Origin of the sequence: Burkholderia perseverans, assembly GCF_022870505.1 — a bacterium.
Taxonomy (GTDB): Bacteria; Pseudomonadota; Gammaproteobacteria; order Burkholderiales; family Burkholderiaceae; genus Burkholderia; species Burkholderia plantarii.
In genome coordinates, this window is record NZ_CP045094.1 from 2,008,045 (window position 1) to 2,034,107 (window position 26,063).

General features: G+C 72.5%; 19 protein-coding genes and 2 riboswitches. Of the genes, 11 read left to right on the plus strand and 8 right to left on the minus strand.

The window, feature by feature from the left end; all coding sequences use genetic code 11:
- The first annotated feature begins 301 nt into the window (after positions 1-301).
- Positions 302-1,606 (plus strand): MFS family transporter, encoded by a 1,305-nt coding sequence (locus BpN12_RS23605; protein ID WP_042624860.1) that lies wholly within the window; start codon positions 302-304, stop codon positions 1,604-1,606.
- 216 nt (positions 1,607-1,822) lie between these two features.
- Here BpN12_RS23605 and BpN12_RS23610 read toward each other — a convergent pair whose 3' ends face one another.
- Together BpN12_RS23610 and BpN12_RS23615 are read right to left on the minus strand one after the other, a co-directional pair.
- Entirely contained in the window at positions 1,823-2,614 is a 792-nt protein-coding gene (locus BpN12_RS23610) for a YoaK family protein (RefSeq protein ID WP_246797831.1), read from the minus strand.
- 259 nt (positions 2,615-2,873) lie between these two features.
- Complete coding sequence (locus BpN12_RS23615) at positions 2,874-4,187, minus strand: M23 family metallopeptidase (RefSeq protein ID WP_342346223.1); 1,314 nt, start codon at positions 4,185-4,187, stop codon at positions 2,874-2,876.
- Positions 4,188-4,808: 621 nt separating this feature from the next.
- On the opposite strand from BpN12_RS23615, the gene BpN12_RS23620 reads away from it, so the two are divergent.
- Positions 4,809-5,423 (plus strand): RNA polymerase factor sigma-70, encoded by a 615-nt coding sequence (locus BpN12_RS23620; RefSeq protein WP_246797976.1) that lies wholly within the window; start codon positions 4,809-4,811, stop codon positions 5,421-5,423.
- A 248-nt stretch (positions 5,424-5,671) separates the two neighbouring features.
- Positions 5,672-6,040, plus strand: a complete 369-nt coding sequence (locus BpN12_RS23625; protein WP_246797833.1) for a helix-turn-helix domain-containing protein — start codon at positions 5,672-5,674, stop codon at positions 6,038-6,040.
- A 60-nt stretch (positions 6,041-6,100) separates the two neighbouring features.
- Here BpN12_RS23625 and BpN12_RS23630 read toward each other — a convergent pair whose 3' ends face one another.
- The 3 genes from BpN12_RS23630 to BpN12_RS23640 are packed head-to-tail and all read right to left on the minus strand — an operon-like array spanning position 6,101 to position 8,572.
- Positions 6,101-7,432: a cobyrinic acid a,c-diamide synthase CobB gene (locus BpN12_RS23630; RefSeq protein WP_246797834.1), complete on the minus strand. Its 1,332-nt coding sequence runs from the start codon at positions 7,430-7,432 to the stop codon at positions 6,101-6,103.
- Positions 7,432-8,034, minus strand: a complete 603-nt coding sequence (cobO, locus tag BpN12_RS23635; RefSeq protein WP_246797835.1) for a cob(I)yrinic acid a,c-diamide adenosyltransferase — start codon at positions 8,032-8,034, stop codon at positions 7,432-7,434. The genes BpN12_RS23630 and cobO overlap by 1 nt, the downstream gene beginning before the upstream one ends.
- A 49-nt stretch (positions 8,035-8,083) precedes the next feature.
- Positions 8,084-8,572: a cobalamin biosynthesis protein gene (locus tag BpN12_RS23640; RefSeq protein WP_246797836.1), complete on the minus strand. Its 489-nt coding sequence runs from the start codon at positions 8,570-8,572 to the stop codon at positions 8,084-8,086.
- Between the two features lie 216 nt (positions 8,573-8,788).
- A riboswitch (cobalamin riboswitch) is annotated at positions 8,789-9,036 on the minus strand.
- A 93-nt stretch (positions 9,037-9,129) separates the two neighbouring features.
- Positions 9,130-9,392, plus strand: a riboswitch (cobalamin riboswitch).
- Between the two features lie 174 nt (positions 9,393-9,566).
- On the opposite strand from BpN12_RS23640, the gene cobW reads away from it, so the two are divergent.
- The 4 genes from cobW to BpN12_RS23660 all read left to right on the plus strand — a co-directional run bounded on the left by cobW (position 9,567) and on the right by BpN12_RS23660 (position 16,276).
- The gene (cobW, locus tag BpN12_RS23645; protein WP_246797837.1) at positions 9,567-10,634 is read left to right on the plus strand and encodes a cobalamin biosynthesis protein CobW; all 1,068 of its coding nucleotides are present in this window, start codon (positions 9,567-9,569) and stop codon (positions 10,632-10,634) included.
- Positions 10,635-10,650: 16 nt separating this feature from the next.
- Positions 10,651-14,508, plus strand: a complete 3,858-nt coding sequence (gene cobN, locus BpN12_RS23650) for a cobaltochelatase subunit CobN (RefSeq protein ID WP_246797838.1) — start codon at positions 10,651-10,653, stop codon at positions 14,506-14,508.
- Positions 14,505-15,614, plus strand: coding sequence for a magnesium chelatase ATPase subunit I (locus BpN12_RS23655; RefSeq protein WP_246797839.1), 1,110 nt, complete (start codon positions 14,505-14,507; stop codon positions 15,612-15,614). The genes cobN and BpN12_RS23655 overlap by 4 nt, the downstream gene beginning before the upstream one ends.
- 92 nt (positions 15,615-15,706) lie before the next feature.
- Positions 15,707-16,276 (plus strand): vWA domain-containing protein, encoded by a 570-nt coding sequence (locus BpN12_RS23660; RefSeq protein ID WP_246797977.1) that lies wholly within the window; start codon positions 15,707-15,709, stop codon positions 16,274-16,276.
- A 199-nt stretch (positions 16,277-16,475) separates the two neighbouring features.
- Here the strand turns inward: BpN12_RS23660 and BpN12_RS23665 are convergent, their stop codons facing one another.
- Positions 16,476-17,252: an IclR family transcriptional regulator gene (locus tag BpN12_RS23665; protein ID WP_246797840.1), complete on the minus strand. Its 777-nt coding sequence runs from the start codon at positions 17,250-17,252 to the stop codon at positions 16,476-16,478.
- A 148-nt stretch (positions 17,253-17,400) separates the two neighbouring features.
- On the opposite strand from BpN12_RS23665, the gene BpN12_RS23670 reads away from it, so the two are divergent.
- The 4 genes from BpN12_RS23670 to BpN12_RS23685 all read left to right on the plus strand — a co-directional run bounded on the left by BpN12_RS23670 (position 17,401) and on the right by BpN12_RS23685 (position 22,814).
- Complete coding sequence (locus BpN12_RS23670; RefSeq protein WP_246797841.1) at positions 17,401-18,591, plus strand: fumarylacetoacetate hydrolase family protein; 1,191 nt, start codon at positions 17,401-17,403, stop codon at positions 18,589-18,591.
- A gap of 320 nt (positions 18,592-18,911) precedes the next feature.
- A complete protein-coding gene (locus BpN12_RS23675) occupies positions 18,912-20,480 on the plus strand; it encodes a tetratricopeptide repeat protein (RefSeq protein WP_246797842.1) in 1,569 nt (522 codons plus the stop codon).
- A 140-nt stretch (positions 20,481-20,620) separates the two neighbouring features.
- Positions 20,621-21,196, plus strand: coding sequence for a class I SAM-dependent methyltransferase (locus BpN12_RS23680; protein ID WP_246797843.1), 576 nt, complete (start codon positions 20,621-20,623; stop codon positions 21,194-21,196).
- Positions 21,197-21,548: 352 nt separating this feature from the next.
- Positions 21,549-22,814, plus strand: a complete 1,266-nt coding sequence (locus tag BpN12_RS23685; RefSeq protein ID WP_246797844.1) for a styrene monooxygenase/indole monooxygenase family protein — start codon at positions 21,549-21,551, stop codon at positions 22,812-22,814.
- A gap of 303 nt (positions 22,815-23,117) precedes the next feature.
- Here the strand turns inward: BpN12_RS23685 and BpN12_RS23690 are convergent, their stop codons facing one another.
- Both BpN12_RS23690 and BpN12_RS23695 read right to left on the minus strand, forming a co-directional pair.
- Entirely contained in the window at positions 23,118-24,221 is a 1,104-nt protein-coding gene (locus BpN12_RS23690) for a pyridoxal-phosphate-dependent aminotransferase family protein (protein ID WP_246797845.1), read from the minus strand.
- Positions 24,222-24,586: 365 nt separating this feature from the next.
- Positions 24,587-26,005 carry an ATP-binding protein gene (locus tag BpN12_RS23695; RefSeq protein ID WP_246797846.1) on the minus strand — a complete coding sequence of 473 codons (1,419 nt, stop codon included), beginning with the start codon at positions 26,003-26,005 and terminating at the stop codon, positions 24,587-24,589.
- Positions 26,006-26,063 lie beyond the last annotated feature (58 nt).

Sequence of the window (26,063 nt, forward strand, 5' to 3'; positions counted from 1 at the left end):
GGCGGACGCGCCGTCCGCACGTATCGCGGCCACGCCGGTCCGCGTGAAACGAAGCCAGCCTCCGGGCTGGCTTTTTCGTTATGGGGCGCGATCGATAGGGGCGGGCGTGGGCCGTCCCCGGTCTTGGGGACAGCCCTGAAGGCACGCAACCTTTCAATTGGATAAAATGGCGCCGCAGCAGACGCGGGCGGTGCCGGATCAGCCCGGCCCGTACCCCTGGGCGGACCGCTCGCGGCCGCCGGGCGCCCCTGTCCGCCCGCCACACGCACGCACCACACGACCAATCGAGGAACCCAACTGCATGACCGATCTCACCGATCCGGCCTTCGTGGCCGCCAATGACACCCGCCGGCGCGTCTTCGCGATCGTCGGCGCCTCGTCGGGCAATCTCGTCGAGTGGTTCGACTTCTACGTCTATTCGTTCTGCTCGCTCTATTTCGCGCACGCGTTCTTCCCGAGCGGCAATCCCACCACGCAGCTGCTGAACACGGCGGGCGTGTTCGCGGCCGGCTTCCTGATGCGGCCGATCGGCGGCTGGCTGTTCGGCCGCATCGCCGACCGGCACGGCCGGCGCACCGCGATGATGATCTCGGTGCTGATGATGTGCGGCGGCTCGCTGGTGATCGCGGCGATGCCGACCTACGACCAGATCGGCGCGCTCGCGCCGGTGATGCTGCTGGTCGCGCGGCTGTTCCAGGGGCTCTCGGTGGGTGGCGAGTACGGCACCAGCGCGACCTACATGAGCGAGGTCGCGCTGAAGGGCCGGCGCGGCTTCTTCGCGTCGTTCCAGTACGTGACGCTGATCGGCGGCCAGCTCTGCGCGCTGCTGGTGCTGGTGATCCTGCAGCAGTTCCTCACCACCGAGGAACTGCGCGCCTGGGGCTGGCGGATTCCGTTCGTGGTCGGCGCGGCGGCCGCGCTGGTGTCGGTCTACCTGCGCAAGTCGCTCGACGAGACCTCCACCAGCGAATCGCGCCACGCGCGCGACGCCGGCACGATTCGCGGCGTGATGCAGCACAAGGGCGCGTTCTTCACGGTGGTCGGCTTCACGGCCGGCGGCTCGCTGATCTTCTACACGTTCACGACCTACATGCAGAAGTACCTCGTCAACACGGCGGGCATGCATGCCAAGACGGCCAGCAACGTGATGACGGTGGCGCTGCTCGTCTACATGCTGCTGCAGCCGGTGTTCGGCGCGCTGTCGGACCGCATCGGCCGGCGCACCTCGATGCTGCTGTTCGGCGGCCTCGCGGTGATCGGCACGGTGCCGCTGATGCATGCGATCGCGGGCACCACGAACCCGGTCATGGCGTTCGTGCTGATCACGGTCGCGCTCGCCATCGTCAGCTTCTACACCTCGATCAGCGGCCTGATCAAGGCCGAGATGTTCCCGCCCGAAGTCCGCGCGATGGGCGTGGGTCTTTCGTATGCGGTGGCCAACGCGCTGTTCGGCGGCACGGCCGAGTACGTCGCGCTGTGGTTCAAGCAGGCCGGCACGGAGGCGACGTTCTACTGGTACGTGACGGCGCTGTGCGCGATCTCGTTCCTGGTGTCGTGGCGGATGCGCGAACCGGCCAGGGAAGGTTACCTGCGGCACGAGCCGTGAGCGCGGGGGCGGCAGCGGCGCGCGCGCGATAACGATATCGGAAATGCTTGGTTGTGGTCACGCGGCGGGCACCTTAATCTGAACCCGTAGTTCGTGTGACACCTCCTTGACTGGGATTGGATGCCCGCCTGACGGCGGGCTTTTTTTCGTCCGTGTTCGTGTCCGTGTTCGTGTTCGTGTTCGTGTCCGTATTGCGCGGGCGGCGGCGCGGTGCGATCAGGAGCGGTCGAGCCGCGCGCGCACGTCGTCGGCGAACGGCACGATCGCGAGCACGACGAGCAGCGCCGCGAGCGGCAGCGTCGCGGCGTAGCCGGCGTGCTGGAAGCCGAGCGCGCCGGCCAGGCCGCCGCCGATGAACATCGCCAGCATCGCGCCGAGCACGCGCAGCTTCGGCAGGTTCGCGCGCACCGGCGGCAGCGCCGCGAGGGGCGGGTCCGCGGCGCCGTCCGGTGCCGGCCCGGCCAGCGCGCGGTTCGGATAGCAGAGCTTGCCGAGTTCGATGCCGATGTCGGTGACCATCCCCGTGACGTGCGTGGTGCGGATCTCGGCGTTCGAGATCTTGGTGATCATCGCGTTCTGCAGCCCCATGATGAAGCAGAGCAGAATCACCGTGAGCGGCGCGTAGAACGGGCGATGCTCGGCGAGCTGGCTGCCGAGCATGCCGAAGCCCACCAGCAGCAGCGCCTCGAGCGCGAGCGGCGACGCGTACTGGCTGTGCAGGCCGCGCCGGCGCCCCCAGTTGACGAGCAGCGCGGTGCTGGCCGCGCCGCAGACGAACGCGAGCAGCGACGCCACGCCGGCCAGCGCGAGCGAAAGATCACCGAGCGCGGTGTCGTCGGCGATCGACGACACGATGCCGCTCATGTGCGAGGTGTACTGGTGGACGGCGAGAAAGCCGCCGGCATTGGCCGCGCCCGCCACGAACGCGAGCGACAGGCCGAGCCGGCGATTGCCGTCGGCGCTGCGCTCGCGTCCGGCGAGGCTGCGGAAATACTGAGTTGGCGCCATCGAAGCGCTCCCGTCGAGGAATGCTGTGCCGCGCCGCGCGCGGCCCGCGAGGCGTGCCGCTGCCGGCGCGCCTCGCCCACGATGATAGCGAGACAGCGGCGCGACGTCATGGCGCGTGCCGCGTTGCGTGGCTGGATCGGGCCGTTACTGCCGACGCCGCCGCGCCATTGGCGCTGCCGACACCGCTGACGGCGCCGAGGCTGCGGATACTGCCGACAACATCGTCACGCCGACACCGGCGGCTCCCCCGTCACCGCCGTTACGACGCGGTGCCCAGGCCAGGCGCCGGCAGCAGCGCGCGCAGCGTCGGGTCGAGCGTGCTCAGGCCGGCGCCGGCCGGCGCCGCGTCGAGCATCGCGATGCCGGTGGCCGGGCCGGCCGCGGCGGCGAGCTGGGTGCGCAGGTCGGTGGCCTCGCGGCGGAACGCGTCGAGCTGCATCGGCGAGAGCGTGTTGCTGGCGTCGGCGAGCGCGACGACCGGATCGATCGGCGTGTCGGCCACGCGCACCTCGAAATGCAGATGCGGGCCGGTGGCGGCGCCCGTCATGCCGACCGCGCCGAGCCGCTGGCCCTGCGCCACGCGCATGCCTTCCTCGAGCCCGGGCGCGAACGCCGACAGATGCGCGTACAGCGTCGAATCGTGATCGGGATGCTCGACCACCACGTAGCGCCCGTAGCCATGCGGATCGACGCCGACGAACGACACCACGCCGTCGGCCGCCGCGTTCACGCGCGTGCCGCGCGGCGCCGCGAAATCGACGCCGGTATGCATCAGGTGCAGGTGCGAGATCGGGTGGATGCGCTCGCCGAACGGCGAGCTGATGCGCGTGGCGACCACCGGCATGGTCAGCGCCGCCGCTTCCAGCGGCGTGCCGTCGAACCTGTAGAACGCGCCGTGTACCGCGCCCGGCGGGCGGAACCACATCGCGCCGAAGCGGCGCCCGGCGCTGCGCAGGTCGAGCGCGGTCAGGCGCGGGCCGTCGCGCGTCACCTCGTAGGCGAGCCGGTAGCGGTCGCCGGCCTGCGCGGCGGCGTGCGAGCGCGCGTGTGCGGCGACCAGGTCGCCGAGCTGGATCCGCACCTCGGGCGGCACGTCGAGCCGCTGCAGCGTGTCCGCGAACGAACGCTCGATCGTGCCGGTGCGCACGCCGCTCGCCTGCGGCGCCGCGGCGGCGTCGGGCGACGGCGCGGCGAGCGAGAACAGGTCGCCGGCGTCGCCGAGCAGGCCCGGCCGCGCAAGCCGGCGCGGGGTGAGGGTGGTGAGCGCGGCGGGCTGGCCCGGCGCCGCGTCGTGCGCGCCGATCGCGGCTTCGAGCTGATCGGTGACGAAGCGCTGCGCGCTCGGGAACGGCGTGGCCGCGAACACGCGCAGCGGCGTCTTCGCGGCGCCGGTCAGTGTCGGCGAGGCCGGCGTCGAGGCGGCCGGCGGCGCGGCGGTGAGACTGAGGGCGGCGAGCGCGGCCAGCGCGCCGATGGCGCCGGTGGCATGAACGAGGCGCGCGAGCGGGCGCGCGGCGGGCCGGCGGGCGTGTCGGGCGCCGGCGCAGACGGGAACGTCGGAAATGGGGTTCAACGGACTGCACTTCCTCAAAAACGGTTTGGGCGACGGGAGGCGGGCCGCGTGACACGACACGGCCCGGCGGCGCTTGAGCGTCGGCACCGGGCGCCGCGAGGGCGGCCGGCTGCGTTCGGTTCGGCGCGTCGGCGCGCGGTGAAACGCGCCGGACGAGGATCCATCGATGAAGGGCGGGACCCTGCGTGGAAATCGATGCCAGGAAAAGTGACAGCACGATGTCGTCCGCGTTCCGTCACATTCGGATTTTTTATATGGGGTTTGATGGAAGTTCCCTGCTTGATCGCGGGCGGATCGGCAAGCTCGGGCATGATGCGAGCCGAAGCGGCGGGGCTGTCATGCGGCGCTGTTTTCAGCGAAGGCATGGGAATGTTCTCAAACAAGATTGAGAACGATTTGCGTTTGCATTAAATTGACGAATTCCGCATTCCCGACGGCGGATGCGGCGGCGCCGGCGATGCCGCGCGCGCCGCCGGATGCGCGCCGTCGCCAAGGAGCCCTGCCGTGAGATCGGATCTGCCTGCCACCCCGGCGTTCGCCGGGACTTCGCCGCCGCCGCGGGCGCGCCGCGTGCGTCCGGCGGGCGCCATGGATGTCGATGGTGCCGAAGCGTCGCTCCGCATGCCGGCGCGCGAACGCGGCGCGGTGCCTGCCGCGTCGTGGCAACGGGATGGCGCGCAGCCGGCCGCGGGCGCGCTCGTCGAGGTGCTGGTCCGCCATCGCGCGATGCTGGTGCAGGTCGCGCGCGGCGTGCTCGGTTGCGCGAGCCGTGCCGAGGACGTGGTCCACGACGTCTGCGTGCGGCTCGTCGATTTTCCGAACCAGGACGCGATCCGCCAGCCGCTCGCCTACGTCACGCGCATGGTGCGCAACGCGTCGATCGACGTGTGCCGCCGCCAGTCGCTCGAAACCACCTGGTTTGCCGATCAGGATGAAGAACCCGCGCTGGAGGTGGCCTCGCCCGCGCCGACGCCCGAGGCGGCCGTGCTGACGCGCGACGCGCTGCGGCGCGTGCAGCATGCGCTGGCCGCGATTCCCGCGCGCAGCCGTGCCGCGTTCGAGATGGTGCGGCTGCGCGAGGAAACGCTCGAAGCCACCGCGAACGCGCTCGACGTCTCGCAGACGCTCGTGCATTTCATGGTGCGCGACGTGACGCGGCACTGCGCGGAGAGCCTCGACGCGCTCGATCGCGGCGCCGCGCCGCCTGCCTTCGCGGCGGCACCGAGACGGCGTTAGGCGCGGGCTCCTCGGCATCGCTTCGTCGTCACCGGTGTTCCGGCGCGGGCGGTGTCGGTGGCCTCGCCTTGCCAGCGCGCCACGGCCACCATTCCCGTCGCTGCCGGCCCCGATCGATACCCGCGCAGCCATGTCGCATTGAGAGCGGTCCCGCACGGGGACTACCATGGCTCGCCCCGCTTCCCGGCCGGCATCCGCGGGAATCCCGCCGCGTGTCCGGCCGGTGCGGCTACCGTGGAGATGACCCGATGGACCTGACGATTCGCCCGATCCGCAGCGAACCCGATTACGAGGCCGCGCTCGCCGAGATGTCGGCGCTGGCCGCGGCCGGCGCCAGGCCCGGCACGCCCGGCGGCGACAAGCTCGAGATCCTCGAGTGCCTCGTCGAGCGCTACGAGCACGCCTGCCTGCGCCGGCACGCGCGCGACCCGATCGCCGCGATCCGCTATCGCATGGAGCAGGACGGCCTGTCGGTCGCCGACCTCAAGCCCTATATCGGCAACACCAACCGCATCTACGAAGTGCTGAACGGCAAGCGCTCGCTGAGCCTCGCGATGATCCGGCGGCTGCACCGGGGGCTCGGGATCCCGGCCGACGTGCTGATCGGCGCGGCCTGATCCGGCGCGCGCCGCGCCCGGGTCTTCCCTCGGTGAGGTTGCGCGTGCTCGCCGCGTCGCTCAGAGACGCGCGGAGGCGTCGGGCCATTCGCCGCGCAGCAGGCTCGCGAGGCCGCGCGGGTTCGACGGCCAGTACGCATGCAGGTAGCTCGCCACGATCGGCCCGTGCCGGTACACGGCCTCGCCGCGCGCGCCGTCGTCGGGGCGCGTGGCCACCGCGGCCGGCGCGAGCGGCATCGCCAGCTTCGAATAATGGAAGGTATGGCCGTTCAGCGGCCCGTGCGGCGTGTCGAGCCGCTGCATGCCGAGCGCCGTGAAGCGCCGCTGCATGGTGGCGGCGCCCGGCAGCAGGCCGAGCATCGGGGTAGTCGTGCCCTCGGCGTCGGTCAGCGTCTCGCACAGGTAGAGCAGGCCGCCGCATTCGGCCAGCACGGTCCGGCCGGCCGCCACGTGCGCGGCGATGCCGGCCGCGCTGCGCGTGTTGGCGGCCAGGCGCGCCGCGTGCAGTTCGGGATAGCCGCCCGGCAGATAGAGCGCGTCGCAGTCGGGCAGCGGCTCGTCGGCGAGCGGCGAGAAGCTCGTCACGCGCGCGCCGAGCGTGGCCAGCAGCGCGAGGTTGGCCGGATAGATGAACGAGAACGCTGCGTCGCGGGCCACCGCCACGTGCAGGCCGTCGAGCCAGCGCGGCAGCGGCGGGGCGGGTTCGGGCGGCGCGAAGCGCACCACCGGCGGCAGCTCGGCGAGCGCGGTGGCCGCGAGCGCGTCGGCCGCGCGTTCGAGCCGCGCGTCGAGATCGGCGATGTCGCCGGCCTGATGCAGCCCGAGATGCCGCTCCGGCAGCGCGATGCCGGCGTCGGTCGACAGATGGCCGAGCCAGCGGATGTCGTCGGGCAGCGCGGCTTGCAGCAGCGTCGCGTGGCGCGCCGAGCCGACCCGGTTGGCGAGCACGCCGTGAAACGGCAGCTCGGGGCGAAACCGCGCGAGCCCGAACGCGAGCGCGCCGAACGTCTGCGCCATCGATTTCGCCGAGATCACCGCGGCCACCGGCACGCCGAACCGGCAGGCCAGATCGGCGCTGCTCGGCGTGCCGTCGTAGAGCCCCATCACGCCCTCGATCAGGATCACGTCGGCCTCGGCCGCCGCGCGTGCCAGCAGCGCGCGGCAGCCGGCCTCGCCGACCATGCCGAGATCGAGCGACTCGACCTCGGCGCCGCTCGCGCGCGCGAGGATCATCGGATCGAGGAAGTCCGGGCCGGTCTTGAACACGCGCACGCGCCGGCCGAGCCGCCGATGCAGCCGCGCGAGCCCGGCGGTCACGGAAGTCTTGCCCTGGCCCGAGCCGCTCGCGCCGACGAACAGCGCGGGGCAGGCGGGCGCGCCGGCCGCCGTCATCAGAACTCCACGCCGCGCTGCGCCTTCACGTGCTGCTCGCGGTACGGGTGCTTGACGAGCCGCATCTCGGTGACGAGATCGGCGGCCTCCACCAGCGCGTCGGGCGCGTGGCGGCCGGTGATCACCACGTGCAGCATCGGCGCGCGCGCGGCCAGCACGGCCAGCACCTCGTCGAGCGGCAGGTATTCGTATTTCAGCACCGTGTTCAGTTCGTCGAGGATCACCATCTGGTAGTCGCCGCTCTCGATCATGCGGCGCGCCTCGTCCCAGCCCTTGCGCGCGGTGGCGATGTCGGCGTCGCGGTCCTGCGTGTTCCAGGTGTAGCCGTCGCCCATCGTGACGAAATCGCATTGCGCGAAGGTGTTCAGCAGGTCGCGCTCGGCCGTGTGCAGCGCGCCCTTGATGAACTGCACCACGCCGAGCCGCATGCCGTGGCCGAGCACGCGCACCGCCATGCCGAACGCGGCCGTGCTCTTGCCCTTGCCGTTGCCGGTGTTGACGATCAGCAGCCCCTTCTCGACGGTGGCCGCGGCCTGTTTCTTCTCGTGGCCGGCGCGGCGGCGTTCGGTCATGCGCTGATGCGATTCGGGATCGGTTTTCATCGGATCGGTCCTTCGGGTCCTGGGTACGGAAATGGGTGGAGGGGCGGGTTCAGAGCGGGCCGGCGATCGCGACGGTCACGCCGTCCAGGATCGTCTTCGGCACCAGCAGCGTGCCGTTCGGCACGGCCGCGCGCGCGCAGGGCTCGCAGACCCCGGCGACGCCGAAGCGCGCCTGCACCGCTGACGTGGGCACCGCGTCGCTGCTTGCGTCGGGTCCGCTTGTCAGTGCCGCGATCGCCTCGCGCGTGATCGCGACGAGCGGCCAGCCGTGGCGCGCGCAGCAGGCGACGAGGCCGGGCTCGGCCGCCTTCGCGTCGAGCGTCGCGACGAGCGCGATGGCCTCGCGTGAGAGGCCCGGATGGCGCGCGAGCGCGGCATCGATCGCGGCGTCGATCGCCTCGGCCGGGCGGCCGGCGCGGCAGCCGACGCCGATCGCGACGCGCCACGGCGCGGCGGACGGGGCGAGGGCATCAGCGGCATCGGCGGCATCGGGCGCTCCGGTGGCCGGCGCGCACGCGGGCATCGCCAGCGAAGACAAGGGGAATGCCGAGGGCGGCAAGGACGGCCATGGCGCGGCATCGGACGCGCGCGTCACACCGGACGGCATCGCGGCCGATGACGACGCGTGATCCGGGGCCGGAGGCGAAGCGGAGCGGGTCATGCGAAAGCGGGATCGAACCTGGGTTGATCGGAACGGCGCGCTGGCGCGGCCACGATGGCGCGCGTACCTCGCGAGCGCCGTGTCGGGCGGGCGAACCCGCCATCGCGCCGGCCGGTATCCGGGCTGACCGCCGATCGAAACGAACGGATCGAGGCCTTCCCGCCGCGCGCGGCAGTGGCGTTCGTCGATCCGCGCGGCCCGCTTGCGCGCGCCGCCGGCGGCGTACCGTTGCGAGGACAGCACAGGCCACGCGAGGTGCCACTTGATGCACGCCGCTTCCTGTTTCCCGTTCAACCGCCGCCACGAACGCGGCAGCGGGCACCAGACGCGCGCATACGATAGCACAGCGACGGCGCGCGGACGGGCCGCCGCGCGGCGCCGGACGGCCCGCGCGAGGCCCGCCCGGCCGCCTTGACGCGTCCCGGCGCGGCGCCTACACTCGCAGCCGTTTTGGTGCTCGCGTGCGGATTCCTGCGCACGCAGTTGAACGGGAAACAGGGCATCGGGCCGCGCCGCGGCCGCGATCAACCTGTGCTGCCCCCGCAACGGTAAGCGAACGCATCGCGCAGGCGATGCGAGGCCCGCTTCACCGCGCGTGCGAGTCACGCGCGGCCAGGCCACTGGATGCCGCCGGCGTCCGGGAAGGCGAAGCGGCGCGATCGCCAGCCCGGATACCGGCCAGAACGGTGGAGCCGCCGCGCTCGCGGCGCGCCCGGACCCGGTCCGGCGCGCGGCGCGCGAGGTTCCGAAAGGGACGCGCCGCGGGAGGCGGCGCGCTGTCCCGGGCCGCCGGCGTGGCGGCTTGCTCGCGCGATCGCCCATGCCACGCGCCGATGGCATCATCCACTGACTCACCGACGGAATCCTTCCCATGCAAATGCGCAAAATTCCCGTGACCGTCGTCACGGGCTTCCTCGGCAGCGGCAAGACCACGCTGCTGCGTCACATCCTCGAGAACGCCTCGGGCCGCCGGATCGCGGTGATCGTCAACGAATTCGGCGAGCTCGGCATCGACGGCGAGATCCTGAAGGGTTGCGGCATCGGCTGCGAAGAGGGCGCGGAAGCGGCCGGCCAGCTCTACGAGCTCGCCAACGGCTGCCTGTGCTGCACGGTGCAGGAGGAGTTCTATCCGGTGATGGAAGCGCTGGTCGAGCGCCGCGCCGACATCGACCACGTGCTGATCGAGACCTCGGGCCTCGCGCTGCCCAAGCCGCTCGTGCAGGCGTTCAACTGGCCGTCGATCAAGAACAGCTTCACCTGCGACGCGGTGCTGACGGTGGTGGACGGCCCGGCCGCCGCGGCCGGCCAGTTCGCCGAGAACCCCGAGGCCGTGGACGAGCAGCGCCGCGCCGACCCGAACCTCGATCACGAATCGCCGCTGCACGAACTGTTCGCCGATCAGCTCTCGTCGGCCGATCTCGTGATCGTCAACAAGACCGACCTGCTCGACGACGCGCAGTTCGCCTCGGTCGAGGCCACGATCCGCGAGGACATCCCGGCCCACGTGAAGATCGTGCGCGCGCAGCGCGGCGAACTCGATCTGGCCACGCTGATCGGCCTGAACGCGGCCTCGGAGGAAACCATCCACCTGCGCCACGACCACCACGGCTCGGCCGACGACGCGGATCACCATCACGACGAGTTCGACTCGGTGGTGGTGGAGGCGCGCGTCAGCTCGCGCGAGGCGACCATCGCCGCGCTGCGCGCGCTGGTGGACGGCCACACGATCTACCGCGTGAAGGGCTTCGCGGCGCTGCCGGACACGCCGATGCGGCTCGTGATCCAGGGCGTGGGCGGGCGCTTCGACAGCTACTTCGACCGCAGGCTGCGGGACGGCGAGGGCGAGGTCAGCCGCTTCGTGCTGATCGGCGAGGATCTCGACGCGGCCGCGCTGCAGCAGGCCTTCACGGCCGCGCTCGGCGCCACGCAGGCGGCCTGACGCGCCGGGCGCCACCATGCATCTGCTGCGCACCACGCCGGGCGGCTTCGTCGACGACACGCAGGGCGTGATCCGGATCGACCAGCGTCCCGCCGAGATCGTGATCCTCAGCTCGGCGGACACCACGCTGTCGCTGCTCGCGAGCGCCGTGCCGCTGCTCGGCGAGGGTTTCCCGAGCGTGCGGCTCGCCAACGTGACGTTCCTGCGCCAGCCGGCGTCGGTCGATTTATATATCGACGACGTGCTGCAGCACGCGCGCGTGGTGGTAATCGACCATCTCGGCGGCGAGGCCTACTGGCCTTACGGGATCGAGCAGGCGGTGGCGCTCGCCGAACGGCGCGGCCAGCGGCTCGCGATGTTCTCGGGCGACCTGCAGGAAGATCCGAACCTGATCGCCAGGAGCACCGTCGAGCCGGCGCTGTGCCGGCAATGGTGGCGCTATCTGCGCGAGGGCGGCGCGCACAACGCGCGGGCGCTGTTGCGCAGCATCGCGTTCCATGCGCTCGGGGTGGGCGAGGAACCGCCGCCGCCGCGGCCGCTGCCGGCCGCCGCGCTCTACCACCCGGCGCGCGAGCCGGCCACGCTCGACGACTGGCGCGCGCGCTGGACGCCCGGCGCGCCGGTGGTGGCGATCCTGTTCTACAAGGCGCACTGGCAGGCCGCCAACACGGCCGTGTTCGACGCGCTGATCGAGGCGCTCGAACGCGAGGGGCTCAACCCGCTGCCGATCGCGGTTACCTCGCTGAAGGACGCCATGAGCCGCGAGGTGATCGACCGGCTGGTGGCGTCCGAGCGCGTGGCGCTGGTACTCAACACCACCGCGTTCGCGACCGGCGCGATCGACGCGCCCGCCGCCGTCGAGCTGGCCGGCGACGCGCCGGTGCTGCAGGTGATCCTGTCGGGCGGCAACCGCGAGGCGTGGCTGGCCGACCCGCAGGGGCTGCATGCGCGCGACATCGCCATGCACGTGGCGCTGCCCGAGGTGGACGGGCGCATCGTCACGCGCGCGGTCAGCTTCAAGGGGCTCGCCTATCGCTGCCCGCATACCGAGGTGGACGTGGTGCGCTACCAGCCCGACGCCGAACGCGTGGCGTTCGTGGCCGAGCTGAGCCGGCGCTGGTGCCGGCTGCGCACCGCGCCGAACGCCGACAAGCGGCTCGCGCTGGTGCTGGCCAACTATCCGACCAGCGAAGGGCGGATCGGCAACGGCGTCGGGCTCGACACGCCGGCCTCGGCGCTCGGCATCCTGGCCGCGCTCGGCGCGGCCGGCTACACGCTGGCCGGGCCGCTGCCGGAATCGGGAGACGCGCTGATCGCGCGGCTCACCGACGGCGTGACCAACGACGCGGCGCAAAGCGCACTGCGGCCGGCGTTCCAGAGCCTCGCGATGGAGGCCTACCGGCGGCACTACGCGCGGCTGCCGGCTGCCGCGCGCGAGGCGATCGAGGCGCGCTGGGGCCTGCCCGAGCAGGAGCCGGGGCTGCGCCACGGACGCTTTCCGATCGCGGGCTGGCGCGCCGGGCACGTGTTCGTCGGGATCCAGCCGGCGCGCACGCGCGACGCGAACGACTACGCGAGCTATCACGACGCCGACATCGTGCCGCCGCACGCCTACCTCGCGTTCTATTTCTGGCTGCGCGATGGGTTCGCGATCGACGCGATCGTCCACGTCGGCAAGCACGGCAACCTCGAATGGCTGCCGGGCAAGAGCGTCGCGCTGTCCGACGCGTGCTGGCCCGACCTCGTGCTCGGGCCGCTGCCGCATCTGTATCCGTTCATCGTCAACGATCCCGGCGAGGGCAGCCAGGCCAAGCGGCGCGCGCAGGCCGTGATCGTCGACCACCTGATGCCGCCGCTCACGCGCGCCGAGAACTACGGGCCGCTGCAGGACCTGGAGCGGCAGGTGGACGAGTACTACGACGCGCTGATGGTGGACGCCCGGCGCGCGAAGCTGCTGCGCCGGACCATCCTCGACACCATCGTCGAGCACCGCCTGCACGAGGAACTGAGCATGGCCGCGCCCACCGGGCAGGGCGACGAGGACGCGCTGCTCACGCGCGTCGACGCCTGGCTCTGCGAGCTGAAGGAGGCGCAGATCCGCGACGGGCTGCATACCTTCGGCCGCTCTCCCGCAGGGCGCCAGCGCCGCGATACGCTGCTCGCGCTGGCACGCTTTCCAGTCGGCGACGGGCTCGGCGCGAACGCGGGGCTGATCGCGGCGCTCGCGCGCGATCTCGCGCTCGGCGGCGATTTCGATCCGCTCGCGGCTGACTGGGCCGCGCCGTGGAGCGGGCCGCGGCCTGCCGAACTGCTGGCCGTCGATCCGACGCCGTGGCGCCATGCCGGCGACACGCGCGAGCGGCTCGAACTGCTCGCGCAGCGGCTGGTGGCGGGGTTGACTGGTGAGGGTGATGGGTACGGCGAGGCGGCGGCGGACGCTGCCGAAGCCGATGCGCTCGCCGGCACCCCCGATCTTCACGCGAACCCCGAACGCTGGCCCGCCACGCTGGCCGTGCTCGACCGCGTCGCGCGCGATCTCGCGCCGCGCCTCGACGCCTGCGGCGCCGACGAACTGCGCCATCTGCTGCGCGGGCTCGACGGCCGTTTCGTGCCGCCGGGGCCGAGCGGCTCGCCGTCGCGCGGCCGCCCCGACGTGCTGCCGACCGGCCGCAACTTCTATTCGGTCGATACGCGCGCGGTGCCGACCCAGGCGGCCTGGTTGCTCGGCATGAAGTCCGCGCACCAGCTGGTGGAGCGCCACCTGCAGGAGCATGGCGATTATCCGCGCGCGGTGGGCCTGTCGGTCTGGGGCACGGCCACCATGCGCACCGGCGGCGACGACATCGCGCAGGCCTTCGCGCTGATCGGCGTGCGGCCGAAGTGGGCGCACGGCAGCCACCGCGTGACCGACTTCGAGATCCTGCCGATCGAGATCTTCGACCGGCCGCGCATTGACGTGACGCTGCGCGTGTCGGGCTTCTTCCGCGATGCGTTCGCGAACCTCATGCACCTGTTCGACGCGGCCGTGCAGGCGGTGGCCGAGCTCGACGAGCCCGCGCATCTGAATCCGATCCGCGCGCGCGTGCAGCGCGACGCGGCGGCGCTGGTCGAACGCGGCGTGGCGGCCGACGAGGCGCGGCGGCGCGCCGGCTGGCGCGTGTTCGGCGCGCGGCCGGGCAGCTATGGCGCGGGCCTGCAGCAGATGATCGACGGCCGCGGCTGGCAGACCGACGCGGACCTCGCCGACGCCTACCAGGCCTGGGGCGGCTACGCCTACGCGCAGAACAGCGCCGGCGAAGCGGCCCACGACGCGTTCGGCGCGCGGCTCGCCACCCTCGACGCGGTGGTGCAGAACCAGGACAACCGCGAGCACGACCTGCTCGACTCGAACGACTACTACCAGTTCCAGGGCGGCATGGCGGCCGCGGTCCGGCATCGCGCGGGGCGCCAGCCGGCGCTCTATCACGGCGACCACAGCCGGCCCGACACGCCGCGCGTCAACACGCTGACCGAGGAGATCGCGCGCGTGATCCGCTCGCGCGTGGTCAATCCGAAGTGGATCGACGGCGTAAAGCGGCACGGCTACAAGGGCGCGGCCGAGATGGCGGCGACCGTCGATTACCTGTACGGCTATGACGCGACCGCGCGCGTGGTGGCCGACCACCAGTACGCGCTCGTCACCGACGCCTACGTGAACGATGCCGCCACGCGCGCGTTCCTCGAACAGCACAATCCGCACGCGCTGCACGGCATCTGCGAGCGGCTGCTGGAGGCGATCCAGCGCGGACTCTGGCAGGAGCCCGGCGCCTATCGCGACCAGCTCGAACAACAGCTGCTCGCCGTCGAGCAGCATCTCGAAGGAAGCCGGCGATGAGCCCACACAGCCCACACGATGCGCCAGGCGCGCTGCCGCCCTTTCCGTTTTCCGCGCTGGTCGGGCAGGCCGCGCTGCAGCGCGCGCTGCTGCTGGTGGCCGTCGATCCGGCGATCGGCGGGGTGCTGGTGAGCGGGCCGCGCGGCACCGCGAAATCGACGGCCGCGCGCGCGCTGGCCGAACTGCTGCCCGAGGGCCGCTTCGTCACGCTGCCGCTCGGCGCCGCCGACGAGCACGTCACCGGCTCGCTCGATCTGGCCGGCGCGCTCGGCGAGGGGGCCGTGCGTTTTTCGCCGGGGCTGCTGGCGCGCGCGCATCTCGGCGTGCTGTACGTGGACGAGGTGAATTTGCTGCCCGACGGCCTCGTCGACGTGCTGCTCGACGCCGCCGCGAGCGGCGTCAACACCGTCGAGCGCGATGCGATCTCGCATTCGCACGCGGCGCGTTTCGCGCTGGTCGGCACGATGAACCCGGAAGAGGGCGAACTGCGCCCGCAACTGCTCGACCGCTTCGGGCTGATGGTCGAACTCGCGAACCCGCGTGATGCCGACGAGCGGCAGCGGATCGTCAAGGCGCGGCTCGCGTTCGATCTCGATCCACAGGCGTTTCGCGCCGCGCATGACGAGGCGCAGGCCGCGCTGGTCGAACGGATTCGCCGTGCGCGCGGGGCGCTCGCTACGGTGCGCATTGACGACGCCGTCCACGCGCGCGTGGCGGCCTGCTGCATGGAGGCCGCCGTGGACGGGCTGCGTGCCGACCTCGTGATGCTGCGCGCCGCGCGTGCGCTGGCGGCGCTCGACGGCGAGGCGGCGGTGCGCGACGCGCATGTCGAGCGCGTCGCCGACGATGTGTTGCGGCACCGGCGCACCGTGCCGCCGGCGGCGCCCGCGCCGTCGCGGCCGCCGCCGGATGCGCCGCGCGACGAGCATCGCGCCGATGATGACGCCGGCGCGGCGTCGTCCAATTCGTCGTCCAATTCATCCTCCCGTTCGTCGTCCGCGACGAGCCCGGCGCGCGACGAGGCCGACTGGGGCTACCTGCCGCCCGAGCCGGCCGGCCTGGTGCCCGTCAAGGGTGTGATCCCGCTGCCGTCAAAAAAACGCTGAGCCATCGGACGGATGCCCCCGCCGCCGCCGGCAGCGGGGTTCGATGGCAGCACGGCAAGCTCCCCGACCGGCGCGGCCGTCCCGGCACGCGCATCGCCTGGGCCGCGACGCTGGCCGCCGCGCGCGGCGCCGCGCTCGCGCCGGCGCATCTGCGCTTCCGGCCGCGCGCCGGCGCGCCGCGCGCGTTCCATTGCTTCGTGCTCGACTGCTCGGCGTCGATGCTCGACGGCGGCCGGCTCGCGCGCGCGAAAGGGCTGCTGGTCGGCCTGTTCGACGCGGCGGCGCGCGAGCGCGCCGAGGTGGCGCTGATCTGCTTCGGCGCGGGCGGCGCCGAGCGGCGCTTCGGGCCGGCCGTGCCGCGCTGGTGGAACGAGCGCTGGCTCGAACCGGTGGCGGGCGGCGGCGGCACGCCGCTCACGCTCGGCATCGACGCGGCGCGCGTGCTGCTCGCGCAGCTGGCCCGGCGGCGGCCCGGCGCGCCGCGCTCGCTCTGGCTGCTGACCGACGGACGTACCGACGAGATGCCGGCGCGGCCCGCGCAGGCCGACGAGATCCATGTGGTCGATTTTGACGATGCCGCCGTGCGGCTCGGCCGCGCTGAACGGCTGGCGCGGGCCTGGGAGGCGCGCTGGTGGCTGCCGGAGATGTTGATTCGGGATTGAGTGGGGTGGGGCGCGTTCGGTCGGTATGTCGAGATATCAGTCGCAACTAACGGTCAGCTCGTTTCCCACCTTCGACACACTTCCGCGCCACCGCTTCCGAAGTCATCGTGGTCATGGCTTGCAGGTGGCGGGGAGCGATGCGTTCGCTCGCTGACGCGCCTGGTGCTCCTGCCTCGTTCCGCGCCTCTGCGCACCGCGCTCAAAGCCCGCGCGCCACGCGTTGCGCGAGCGTGGTCAGATCGACCAGCAGTCGCGTCTCGCGTTTCGCGTCGAGCCGGTCCACCGGCACGCTGGTGCTGACGGCGATCCGCTTGCCCACCGACGACACGCCCACGAACACGGCCAGGCACGCGAGCCCGGTGCAGGCTTCCTCGCGCTCGATCGCGTAGCCGTTCGCGCGCACGCCGGCCAGCGCCTCGATCAGCTCGGCGCGGCGCGTCAGCGAGCGTTCGGTCAGCGCGTGCAGCCGCGCCGGCAGCAGCATCTGCACGGTCTCGTCGGCGAGGCTCGCGAGCAGCGCCTTGCCGAGCGCCGAGCAATGCGCGGGCAGCCGCGAACCGATGTCGGAAACGAGCCGCACCGCGCGCGACGGGTCCTCGCGCGCGAGATAGACCACCTCGGCACGGTCCAGCACGGCCATCTGCACTGCCTCGTTGTGCTTCGCCACGAACCAGGCCGCCTCGCGGCGGAACGCATCGAGCGTGAAGTCGGCCAGCAGGTAGGTGCTGCCGATCTCGAACAGCGCGACGCCGATCGCGTAGCCGTCGCCGATCTTCTCCAGCCACTGCCGGCGTTCGAGCGCGTCGAGCGTCAGGTAGAGCGTGCTGCGCGGCATGCCCGTCAGCGCGAGCAGGTCGCGCGCGGAGGTCGGGCGGCGCGTGGTCTTCAAGGCGTCGAGGATGTCGTGGACGCGGCCGATCGCGGGCACGTCGTTCGCTTTGTCGGGCTTATCGGATTTATCGGACGGGTCGGGCATCGGGGCAGCTCGCAAGCGGGCAGGACGTGGGCAGGAAGATAGCAGGGCACTTGAGGCTGTCCAGCTGGCTGGATTATACGTCCGCATGTTGGACAGGCCGGGCGCTTCGCCCTAGCATCGGCCGCATCCGATGGAGGAGACAGGACCGATGACATCCCAGGCAGACAAGTTCACGATCGACGATTTTCTTCCCGCCGACCTCGGCAGCGCGCTGCTGGTCGGCCGCGTCTGGCGCGAGACGGCGAGTTTCGAGGGGCCGTGCGTGGTGGCCGTGCGCGACGGCGAGGTGTTCGACATCACGGCCGCCGCGCCGACCACGGCCGACCTGTTCGACCTGCCAGACGCGGTGGAAGTGGCGCGCCGCGCCGAAGGCGAACATCTCGGCAGCGCGCGCGAGATCCTCGCGGCGCAGCTCGGCGACGGCGCCGAGCCCGCGATCCGGCTGCTCGCGCCGTGCGACGTGCAGGCGATCAAGGCCTGCGGCGTGACCTTCGCGGTGAGCCTGATCGAGCGCGTGATCGAGGAACAGGCGGCCGGCGACGCGAGCCGTGCCGACGAGGTGCGCGCCACCATCCAGCGCGCGATCGGCACCGATCTCTCGCAGGTCGTGCCGGGCTCCGAGGCGGCGCTGCGGCTCAAGAAGGAGCTGCAGGACCGCGGAGTGTGGTCGCAATACCTGGAGGTCGGGATCGGACCCGACGCCGAGGTGTTCACGAAATCGCAGCCGATGTCGGCGGTCGGTTTCGGCAGCGAGGTCGGCCTGCTGCCGATCTCGACCTGGAACAACCCCGAGCCGGAAGTGGTGCTGGCCGTGAACGCGCGCGGCGAGGCGGTGGGCGCGACGCTCGGCAACGACGTGAACCTGCGCGACGTGGAAGGGCGCTCGGCGCTGCTGCTCGGCAAGTGCAAGGACAACAACGCGTCGTGCGCGATCGGGCCGTTCGTGCGGCTGTTCGACGGCGCGTTCACGATCGATACGGTGCGCGGCGCCTCGGTGGGGCTGCGCATCGACGGCAGCGACGGCTTCGAACTCGACGGCGTCAGCCACATGTCGGAGATCAGCCGCGATCCGCTCGACCTGGTCGCGCAGACCTGCGGCACGCATCACCAGTATCCGGACGGCTTCATGCTGTTCCTCGGCACGATGTTCTCGCCGATCAAGGATCGCGATCAGGCCGGCGCCGGGTTCACGCATCATCTCGGCGACCGCGTGACGATCTCGACGGCCTCGCTCGGCGCGCTCGTCAACCGCGTGTCGCTGTGTACCGAGGTGGCGCCGTGGCAGTTCGGCACGCGCGCGCTGTTTCGCAATCTGGCGGCGCGCGGGCTGGTGCGCTGAGGGCCGGCGCCCGGCGGTCTTGCCGCGCCCGCGGGTGGGCGCGGCGGCCGGGCGCTTCGCGCGGCTCGCTGCGGGCCGGCGGCGCTCGCCGCCGGCAAGCGCGAACGCGACGCCCGCGAGCGGCGCGTGCAGCACGCCGCCTGCTCCCGCACGACGCGTCGTGTTCGATCCGCACGAACCACGCGACTCACCGAACTTCCCGCCTCGCGCCGGTTCGCGCCACGCGCACCCGCCACGCGCACCCGCTATACGCACCCGCTACAATGTTGCCCCGCGACGGTCGCTCCCGGCCATCCATCCGTCCTTCATCCCCGATCGTCATGACCCAAGATATCGAGCACGCGCTCGCCGCCGCCCAGCAACATGCCGTCGCCGGCCGCCTGAGCGAGGCCACGGGCCTGCTGCACGAGGTGCTGGCGAGCGACCCCGCGCACGGCGACGCGCTCGAAGGGCTCGGCCATCTCGCGATCCGGCAGGGCGATCACGCGGGCGCGGCCGACTATCTGGTCCGCGCGGCGGCGCATCTGCCGATGTCGGACGCCCAGCTCGATTTCGCCGCGCAGGTCTGCCAGTCGGTGCAGCGCCACGCCGATGCGCTGGCGCTGTTCGAGCGCAGCCTCGAACGGTTCCCGAACCGCCCGGACGCGCTGCACGGCGCGACCATGTCGCTGATCGCGCTCGGCGAGCACGCGCGCGCGCTCGACCTGCTGGAGCGGCTGTGCCGGCTCCAGCCGCGCTCGGCCGAGGCGCACTACAACCGCGGCACGCTGCTCGGCACGATGGCGCGCTACGACGACGAACTCGACGCGTACCGGCAGGCGATCGCGCTGAACCCGCGCTTCACCGACGCCTACGTCAACCTCGGCGTGGCGCTGCGCGACCTGACGCGCTTCGACGAGGCGCTGCAGCAGTTCAAGAAGGCGCTGGCGATCAATCCGAACGATGTCGGCGCGCGCACCAACCGCGCCCAGACCAATCTGCTGCTCGGCGAATACGAGCACGGCTGGCGCGAGTACGAATGGCGCTGGCGCGAAGGCCCGGCGCGCCACGGCTTCCCGGTGCAGAGCCAATGGAGCGGCGCCGAGCCGCTGGCGGGCCGGACGATCCTCGTCCATCACGAGCAGGGCTTCGGCGACACGCTGCAGTTCGTGCGCTTCGTCGACCGGCTCGCCGCGGCCGGCGCGTGCGTCGTGCTGCGCGTGCAGGATTCGCTGCTGCCGCTGCTGCGCGACTATCCGGGCGCGACCGAGGTGATCGGCGAGACCGCGCCGGTGCCGGCGTTCGATTTCCACATCCCGATGCTGAGCCTGCCGCTCGCGCTGAAGGTGCGCGAGGCCGACATCGCGGTGCCGGGGCCGTACCTGCATGCCGACGCGGCGCTGGCCGCGGGCTGGGACGACCTGCCGGCGCCCGCGCCGGGCCGGCCGCGCGTCGGGCTCGTCTGGTCGGGCAGCCGCACCCACCGCAACGACCGCAACCGCTCGATGACGCTGGCGCAACTCGCGCCGCTGTTCGAGGCCGACGCGGCATTCTTCTCGCTGCAGCCGGACCTGCGCGAGGGCGATCGCGCCGCGCTCGCGCAATACGAAGCACGCGGCGTGCTGCATGACGTGTCCGCGCGGCTCGGCAGCTTCGCCGACACCGCGGCGCTGGTCTCGCGCCTCGATCTCGTGATCAGCGTCGATACCGCCGTGGCGCATCTGGCCGGCGCGCTCGGCAAGCGGGTCTGGATCGCGCTGCCGTTCATGCCGGACTGGCGCTGGCGGCTCGGCCGCGACGACAGCCCGTGGTACGCCGGCGCGCGGCTGTTCCGGCAGGCCCGGCGCGGCGACTGGTCGGACGTGGTGGCCGCGCTGCGCACGGCCGTCGACGGTTTCGGCCGCGCGTGATGGGCGCCCGGCGCGGTGCTTCGTTGCGGTCCGCCCGGATCGCGCTCGTATTCGCATTTGCACTCTCACTCTCACTCGCACCCGGCCGGCGGCACCACGCGCCGGCTGCATAACCGGTCGCTTCGCCAGTCAGGTCGCTGATGCCCGATATCCTCTCGCTCGTCGTGCTGGTGGTGGTCGTGGCGCTCTGCCTGTCGCTGCTGCTGTTCCAGATCCTCACGGGCGTGCCGCCGATGTCGTCGGGTAGCGCCGAGACGGCCGACGTGGTGGCGCTGCTGAAGCAGGCGAAGCTGCCGCCGCGCGCGATCGTCTACGAACTCGGCAGTGGCTGGGGCGCGCTCGTGATCGCGCTGGCCCGGGCGTTTCCCGACGCGGAGATCCGCGGCATCGAGGCGTCGCCGCTGCCGTACTGGGTGGCGCGCTGGCGCACGCGACGGCTGCCCAACGTGTCGCTGCGGCGCGGTGATTTCCATCGCTGCGATCTGAGCGACGCGCACGCCGTGACCTGCTACCTGATGATGGCGCCGATGCCGAAACTGGCGGCGCTGCTCGACCGCATGCTGCGGCCCGGCACGCCGGTGGTGGCGCTGACGTTCTGGTTCCGCGAGCGGCAGGTCGAGGCGGTCCGGCAAGGGCCCGGGCTGCGCGGCGCCGCCGCGCTGTATCGCTGGCCGGCGCGCAAGGGCGTGCAGCCGGACGACGGCGCCGCTCGCTAGGCACGCGCCGGCCAAACTCGGGCACCGGTCCGCTCCGGTTGCCGCCATGATCTGTCGTTGGCTGCGGATAAGGATCCGCAGGCGCCGGTCGTTTCGGGCGCGCAAAATACGCGCGACAAGCTGCGCGCGCCGTCCGTCCGCGCGATTTTCCACCGCGTTCCCGCGCCGCCACGCATCGTCAATCATCGACACGCGATTCGCGGAATAATCCCGCCCCTTCATCCGTTAAGCCCAGGACATCAGCACGAACGCCCCACGACGGCACGCGCGCAGCCACGACGCGTCCCTCGCATGGGGCGGGCGGCCGGACTGACCGGCCTCCCGAATCCAGGCCTACGACGGAGTAACAGCAATGACGCAAGTGGAGAGCCCCGGGACCGCCGGCGCGGGGCGCAGGATCGCCGTGGTCGGCGCGGGGCAGGCGGGACTGCAGGCGGCGCTGGCGCTGCTCGGGCGCGGCTACGCGGTCACGCTGGTGGCCGAGCGCGAGCCCGACGACGTCGAGCGCGGCCGCGTGAAATCGAGCCAGTGCCTGTTCGGCGAGGCGCTGCAGCTCGAACGCGCGGCCGGCATCGAGTTCGGCCGCGACGCCTGCCCGCCGATCAACGCGATCACGTTCGGCGCGGTGGACGCGCGCAGCCCGAACGGCCGCATGATCGCCTGGCGCGGCGCGCTGAGCCGCGGCGCGGCCGCGATCGACCCGCGCATCAAGTTCGCCGCGCTGCTGCGCGAGGTGCCGCGGCGCGGCGGCACGGTGCGGATCGCGACGGCCGACGTGGCGATGCTGGAGGAACTGGCGGCCTCGCACGACCTGGTGCTGGTGGCGACCGGGCGCGGCGAGACCGGCCAGCTGTTCGAGCGCGACGCGGTGCGCTCGGTGTTCCGCACGCCGCAGCGCGTGCTGGGCCTGACCTTCCTGCACTGCGACGGCCGCGTCGGGCCGGCCGATGCGGTCAGCTTCAACGTGGTGCCGGGCGTCGGCGAGATCTTCGTGATGCCGGCGCTCACGCATTCCGGGCCGTGCCACGTCGCGGTGTTCGAAGGCATCGCGGGTGGGCCGCTCGACTGCTGGCGCGACGTGAAGTCGGCCGGCGCGCATCTGGGCCGCTCGCTCGACCTGATGCGGCGCTTCACGCCCTGGGAACTCGACGCCTGCCGCTACGTGGAACTGACCGACGCGAACGGCACGCTGACCGGATCGTTCGCGCCGACGGTTCGCCATCCGGTGGCGGTGCTGCCGTCGGGGCGCGCGGTGCTGGGGATGGGCGACGCGGTGGTGCTGCACGATCCGATCACGGGGCAAGGCGCGAACGGCGCCGTGAAATGCGCGGCGGCCTACGTCGAGGCGATCGTCGAGCGCGGCGCGCTGCCGTTCACGCACGGCTGGATGCTGTCGGCGTTCGCCGCGTACTGGCGCGATGCGGCCTACGCCGTGCAATGGACCAACTCGATGCTGTTCCCGCCCGTGCCGCATGTGCTGGGCCTGTTCCGCGCGGCGCAGCGCAATCCGGCGCTCGCCACGCGGCTGGCCGATGGCTTCGACGATCCGTCGAGCCTCTATCCGGCGTGGAGCGACGCGCAGGCCTGCGAGACCTGGCGCGAGTCGCTCGGTATTTGACGCGGAGGAGGTCGCAGGCGGGCGATGGACTTCGGCCTGCGTTTGGTCGGGCCTTGGCGATGGCGCTTCGGGCCGAGGTTCGGAGCGCCGTCACGGCCGCTGTCCCGACGTTGGCCGGCGCGCGTCACTCGTCCGCATCGGTGATCGCCGGGTCGATCGCATCGAGATCGACGGGATGACACTGCTGTTCGAGCACGCCGCCATAGGCGACGAGCTTCGTATCCACAGCGTCAGCGGTGGCGCGCAGGCCGGTTCGATCGAGCCGGACGATCCGGCGTCCGCTTCACCGTCAGCCGGCGCGCGTCACTCGCCCGCGTAGGCGTCGGCAATCGCCTGCCCGGCCGCGTCCAGATCGACCGGATAACGCTGCTGCTCGAGCGCGCAGCCGTAGGCGACGAGGTTCGCATGCACGGCGTCGGCGGTGGCGCGCAGGCCCGTGTGGTCGAGCCGGACGATCTGCCCGGCGATCTCGCCGGAGCCGGGCGCGAGTTCCACGCCGTGCCGGCGCGCGTGCGAGATCAGCGCGAGCGGGTCCACGCCGGGTGGCACCGGTGCGGCGGTGACGAGCGCCGAGGCGTCGTCGTCGTGCGCGATCCACGGCGTCACGCCGAGCGCGCGCAGCGCGGCGCGGCTCGCGCGCGCGGCCTGCGCGTGGCGCGCCACCATTCGCGCGATGCCCTCGGCCTCGATGCGGTCGAGCGCGGCCTCCAGTGCCCAGAATTCGAGCGCGGACGGCGAGCCCGGCAGCAGGCCGCGATCGCGCTGCAGCCAGTCGCGGCGGAGCGCGGCCAGCGACAGGCCCGACGGCGCGAAATCCGGCGCCGCCTCGATCTGCGCCCAGGCGCGCGCGCCGACTGCCACGGCCGACACGCCGGCCGGGCCGGCCAGTGCCTTCTGTGGCCCGATCACGGCCACGTCGATGCCGAGCGCGTCGAGTTCGAGCGGATGGCCGCCGACCGAGGCGACCGCGTCGACCGCGAACAGCGCGTCGTGCGCGCGGGCCAGCGCGGCGAGGCCGGCGATCGGGTTGAGCGCGCCGGTCGACGATTCGGCATGCACGGCGGCCACGATGTCGACGCGCTCCAGCCCGGCGGCGCAGGCCTCGACGGCGTCGAGCGCGATCGCCTGGCCGGGCGCGGCCGTCACGTCGTGGACGCTCACGCCGCCGCGTCGCAGCCAGGCGCCGAACCAGCGCCCGTAGCGGCTCGTGACGATGTTCACGGCGGTCAGGCCCGGGCGCGCGAGGCTGGTGGCGACGGCCTCCAGTGCGAACGCGGCCTCGGCCTGCACGAACAGGATGTCGGCCGAGGTGGCGAGCAGGTGGCGGATGCGATCGGCGAGCCGCGCGTAGCCATGCTCCGGATAGCCGGGCAGGTCGAGCAGGAGATGCGGATCGAAGCGGTTCATGGGCAGGCGGTGGAAGAGGGACGGGCGGGCGGCGCGGTCGCGACCGGCACGCCGCGCCGCGAGGCCGGCCGGATGCGGCGTGCCTCGCGGACCGCCCGCTTCGAACCGGCGCGGGCCGGCCCATGCCGCCGCGCGCCGGCAAACGGCGCGCCCGGCGGCACGGCCGGCGGCCTGGATCGGCAGCGGACCTCGACGGTGGACGGAAACGGGCAGCGCCTGCCCAAACCGGCAAAGTCTGTCACGGCCGGCGGCCGCGGCCCGGGTCCGGTCCGCAGCGGGCGCCGCATTTGCGAAGCGGCGCCGCGCGGGTTCGCCAATCCGGCGCGACGTTGCCGTCCCGCACCCGCCGCCTCACATCTCCCGCCTCAAGCCTCGCGCGGCAGCACCAGTTCGGCGTCGAGCCCGTCGATGCGCGCGCCGTCCATCCGGTTGCGCAGCGTGAGCGTGCCGCCGTGCGCGGCCGCGATGCCCTGCGCGATGGTGAGGCCGAGCCCGGTGCCGTCCGGCGCGGGGGCGCCGTCGTGCGTGGTGACGGCGCGGAAATACGGCTCGAACACGCGTTCGAGCAGCGCCGGATCGGGGATGCCCGGCCCGTGGTCGCCGATCACGATGCGCAGCGCGCGGCCGTCGTCGGTGACCTGTATCGAGACGTCGCTGCCGTAGCGGATCGCGTTGTCGACGAGGTTCTGCAGGCAGCGCTTCAGGTTGCGCGCGAAGCCCGGATACGGCGCGCCCGCGTGGCCGTCGATACGCACCGCGTGGCCGGCGTCGCGCGCGTCCTCGGCGAGGCCGGCCAGCATCGAGTCGACGTCGATGCGCTGGCGCGGCTCGGTGATCTCGATGCCCTGCACGGCGTCGAGCGTGGCGCGCAGCATCGCCTCCATCTCGTCCAGGTCGCCGCGCAGCCGCTCGCGCCAGAGCGGATCGGGCAGCATCTCGGCGCGCAGCCGCAGGCGCGTGAGCGGCGAACGCAGATCGTGCGAGACGGCGGTCAGGAAGCGCGTGCGCGCGGCGAAGCTGTCGATCAGCTGCTGCTGCATCGCGTTGAACGATTTCGCCACGCCGCGCACCTCCTGCGGACCGTCGAGCGCGAGCGGCGCGCGATAGATGTTGCGGCCGAGCGCCTCGGCGGCCTTCGCGAACGCGCGCAGCGGGCGCAGCGCGAAGCGCACCGCGACGAACGCGAAGCCGCAGACGGCCACGAAACGGATCAGGTAGAGCCGCAACAGATAGTCGGCCACCAGCGCGCCCGGCTCGCTGTGCATGCCGGCCTGGCCTTCGTGCGCCACCACGTCGAGCCAGCCCTGATTCGGCACCTGCAATTGCAGGTGGAAGTCGCCCATCGGCATGCGCGAGTTGAACAGGCTCAGGATGCCGAGATGGCGCCCGGCATCGTCGCGCAGTTGCGCATCGAGCAGCCGCACTTCCACCGGCGTGCCGAGCCGGCGCTGGATCACGCCCGCGATCAGGCCGCCCGTGGCGCGCTGCACGAACGAGGGCGAGGCCGGCGCCGGCTCGGGCGCGGCCACCCAGCGCAGCCGGTAGCGCGCGTCGGCGAGGCGCGCGAGCGTGGCGTCGCGCGTGGCCGCGTCGGGCGCGTTGTCGAGCAGGCGCAGCGTGTCGGCGAGGCGGCTCGCGAACAGCCGCGCCGGAATCTCCAGCGCGCGGTTGTCGTGCGTGTCGAACCAGATCGTGCTGGTCAGCAGCTGGCCGGCGAACATGCCGGCCGCGAGGATCGTCACGAGACGGCCGAACAGCGAATCGGGCCACAGGCGAAAGGTCATGGGCGTAACGGGGCAAAAGGGCAACGAAGCGGCGTCTGTCCGGAGACGGATCTCGCGC

What these genes read in the sequence shown, in the direction of transcription:
- BpN12_RS23690 (WP_246797845.1), bottom strand. Translation starts at nt 24,221, where the DNA reads ATGAACCGCTTCGATCCGCATCTCCTGCTCGACCTGCCCGGCTATCCG.
- BpN12_RS23695 (WP_246797846.1), bottom strand. Translation starts at nt 26,005, where the DNA reads ATGACCTTTCGCCTGTGGCCCGATTCGCTGTTCGGCCGTCTCGTGACG.
- BpN12_RS23610 (WP_246797831.1), bottom strand. Translation starts at nt 2,614, where the DNA reads ATGGCGCCAACTCAGTATTTCCGCAGCCTCGCCGGACGCGAGCGCAGC.
- BpN12_RS23620 (WP_246797976.1), top strand. Translation starts at nt 4,809, where the DNA reads ATGCCGGCGCGCGAACGCGGCGCGGTGCCTGCCGCGTCGTGGCAACGG.
- BpN12_RS23630 (WP_246797834.1), bottom strand. Translation starts at nt 7,432, where the DNA reads ATGACGGCGGCCGGCGCGCCCGCCTGCCCCGCGCTGTTCGTCGGCGCG.
- cobO (WP_246797835.1), bottom strand. Translation starts at nt 8,034, where the DNA reads ATGAAAACCGATCCCGAATCGCATCAGCGCATGACCGAACGCCGCCGC.
- cobW (WP_246797837.1), top strand. Translation starts at nt 9,567, where the DNA reads ATGCAAATGCGCAAAATTCCCGTGACCGTCGTCACGGGCTTCCTCGGC.
- cobN (WP_246797838.1), top strand. Translation starts at nt 10,651, where the DNA reads ATGCATCTGCTGCGCACCACGCCGGGCGGCTTCGTCGACGACACGCAG.
- BpN12_RS23625 (WP_246797833.1), top strand. Translation starts at nt 5,672, where the DNA reads ATGGACCTGACGATTCGCCCGATCCGCAGCGAACCCGATTACGAGGCC.
- BpN12_RS23670 (WP_246797841.1), top strand. Translation starts at nt 17,401, where the DNA reads ATGACATCCCAGGCAGACAAGTTCACGATCGACGATTTTCTTCCCGCC.
- BpN12_RS23680 (WP_246797843.1), top strand. Translation starts at nt 20,621, where the DNA reads ATGCCCGATATCCTCTCGCTCGTCGTGCTGGTGGTGGTCGTGGCGCTC.
- BpN12_RS23655 (WP_246797839.1), top strand. Translation starts at nt 14,505, where the DNA reads ATGAGCCCACACAGCCCACACGATGCGCCAGGCGCGCTGCCGCCCTTT.
- BpN12_RS23665 (WP_246797840.1), bottom strand. Translation starts at nt 17,252, where the DNA reads ATGCCCGACCCGTCCGATAAATCCGATAAGCCCGACAAAGCGAACGAC.
- BpN12_RS23605 (WP_042624860.1), top strand. Translation starts at nt 302, where the DNA reads ATGACCGATCTCACCGATCCGGCCTTCGTGGCCGCCAATGACACCCGC.
- BpN12_RS23675 (WP_246797842.1), top strand. Translation starts at nt 18,912, where the DNA reads ATGACCCAAGATATCGAGCACGCGCTCGCCGCCGCCCAGCAACATGCC.
- BpN12_RS23685 (WP_246797844.1), top strand. Translation starts at nt 21,549, where the DNA reads ATGACGCAAGTGGAGAGCCCCGGGACCGCCGGCGCGGGGCGCAGGATC.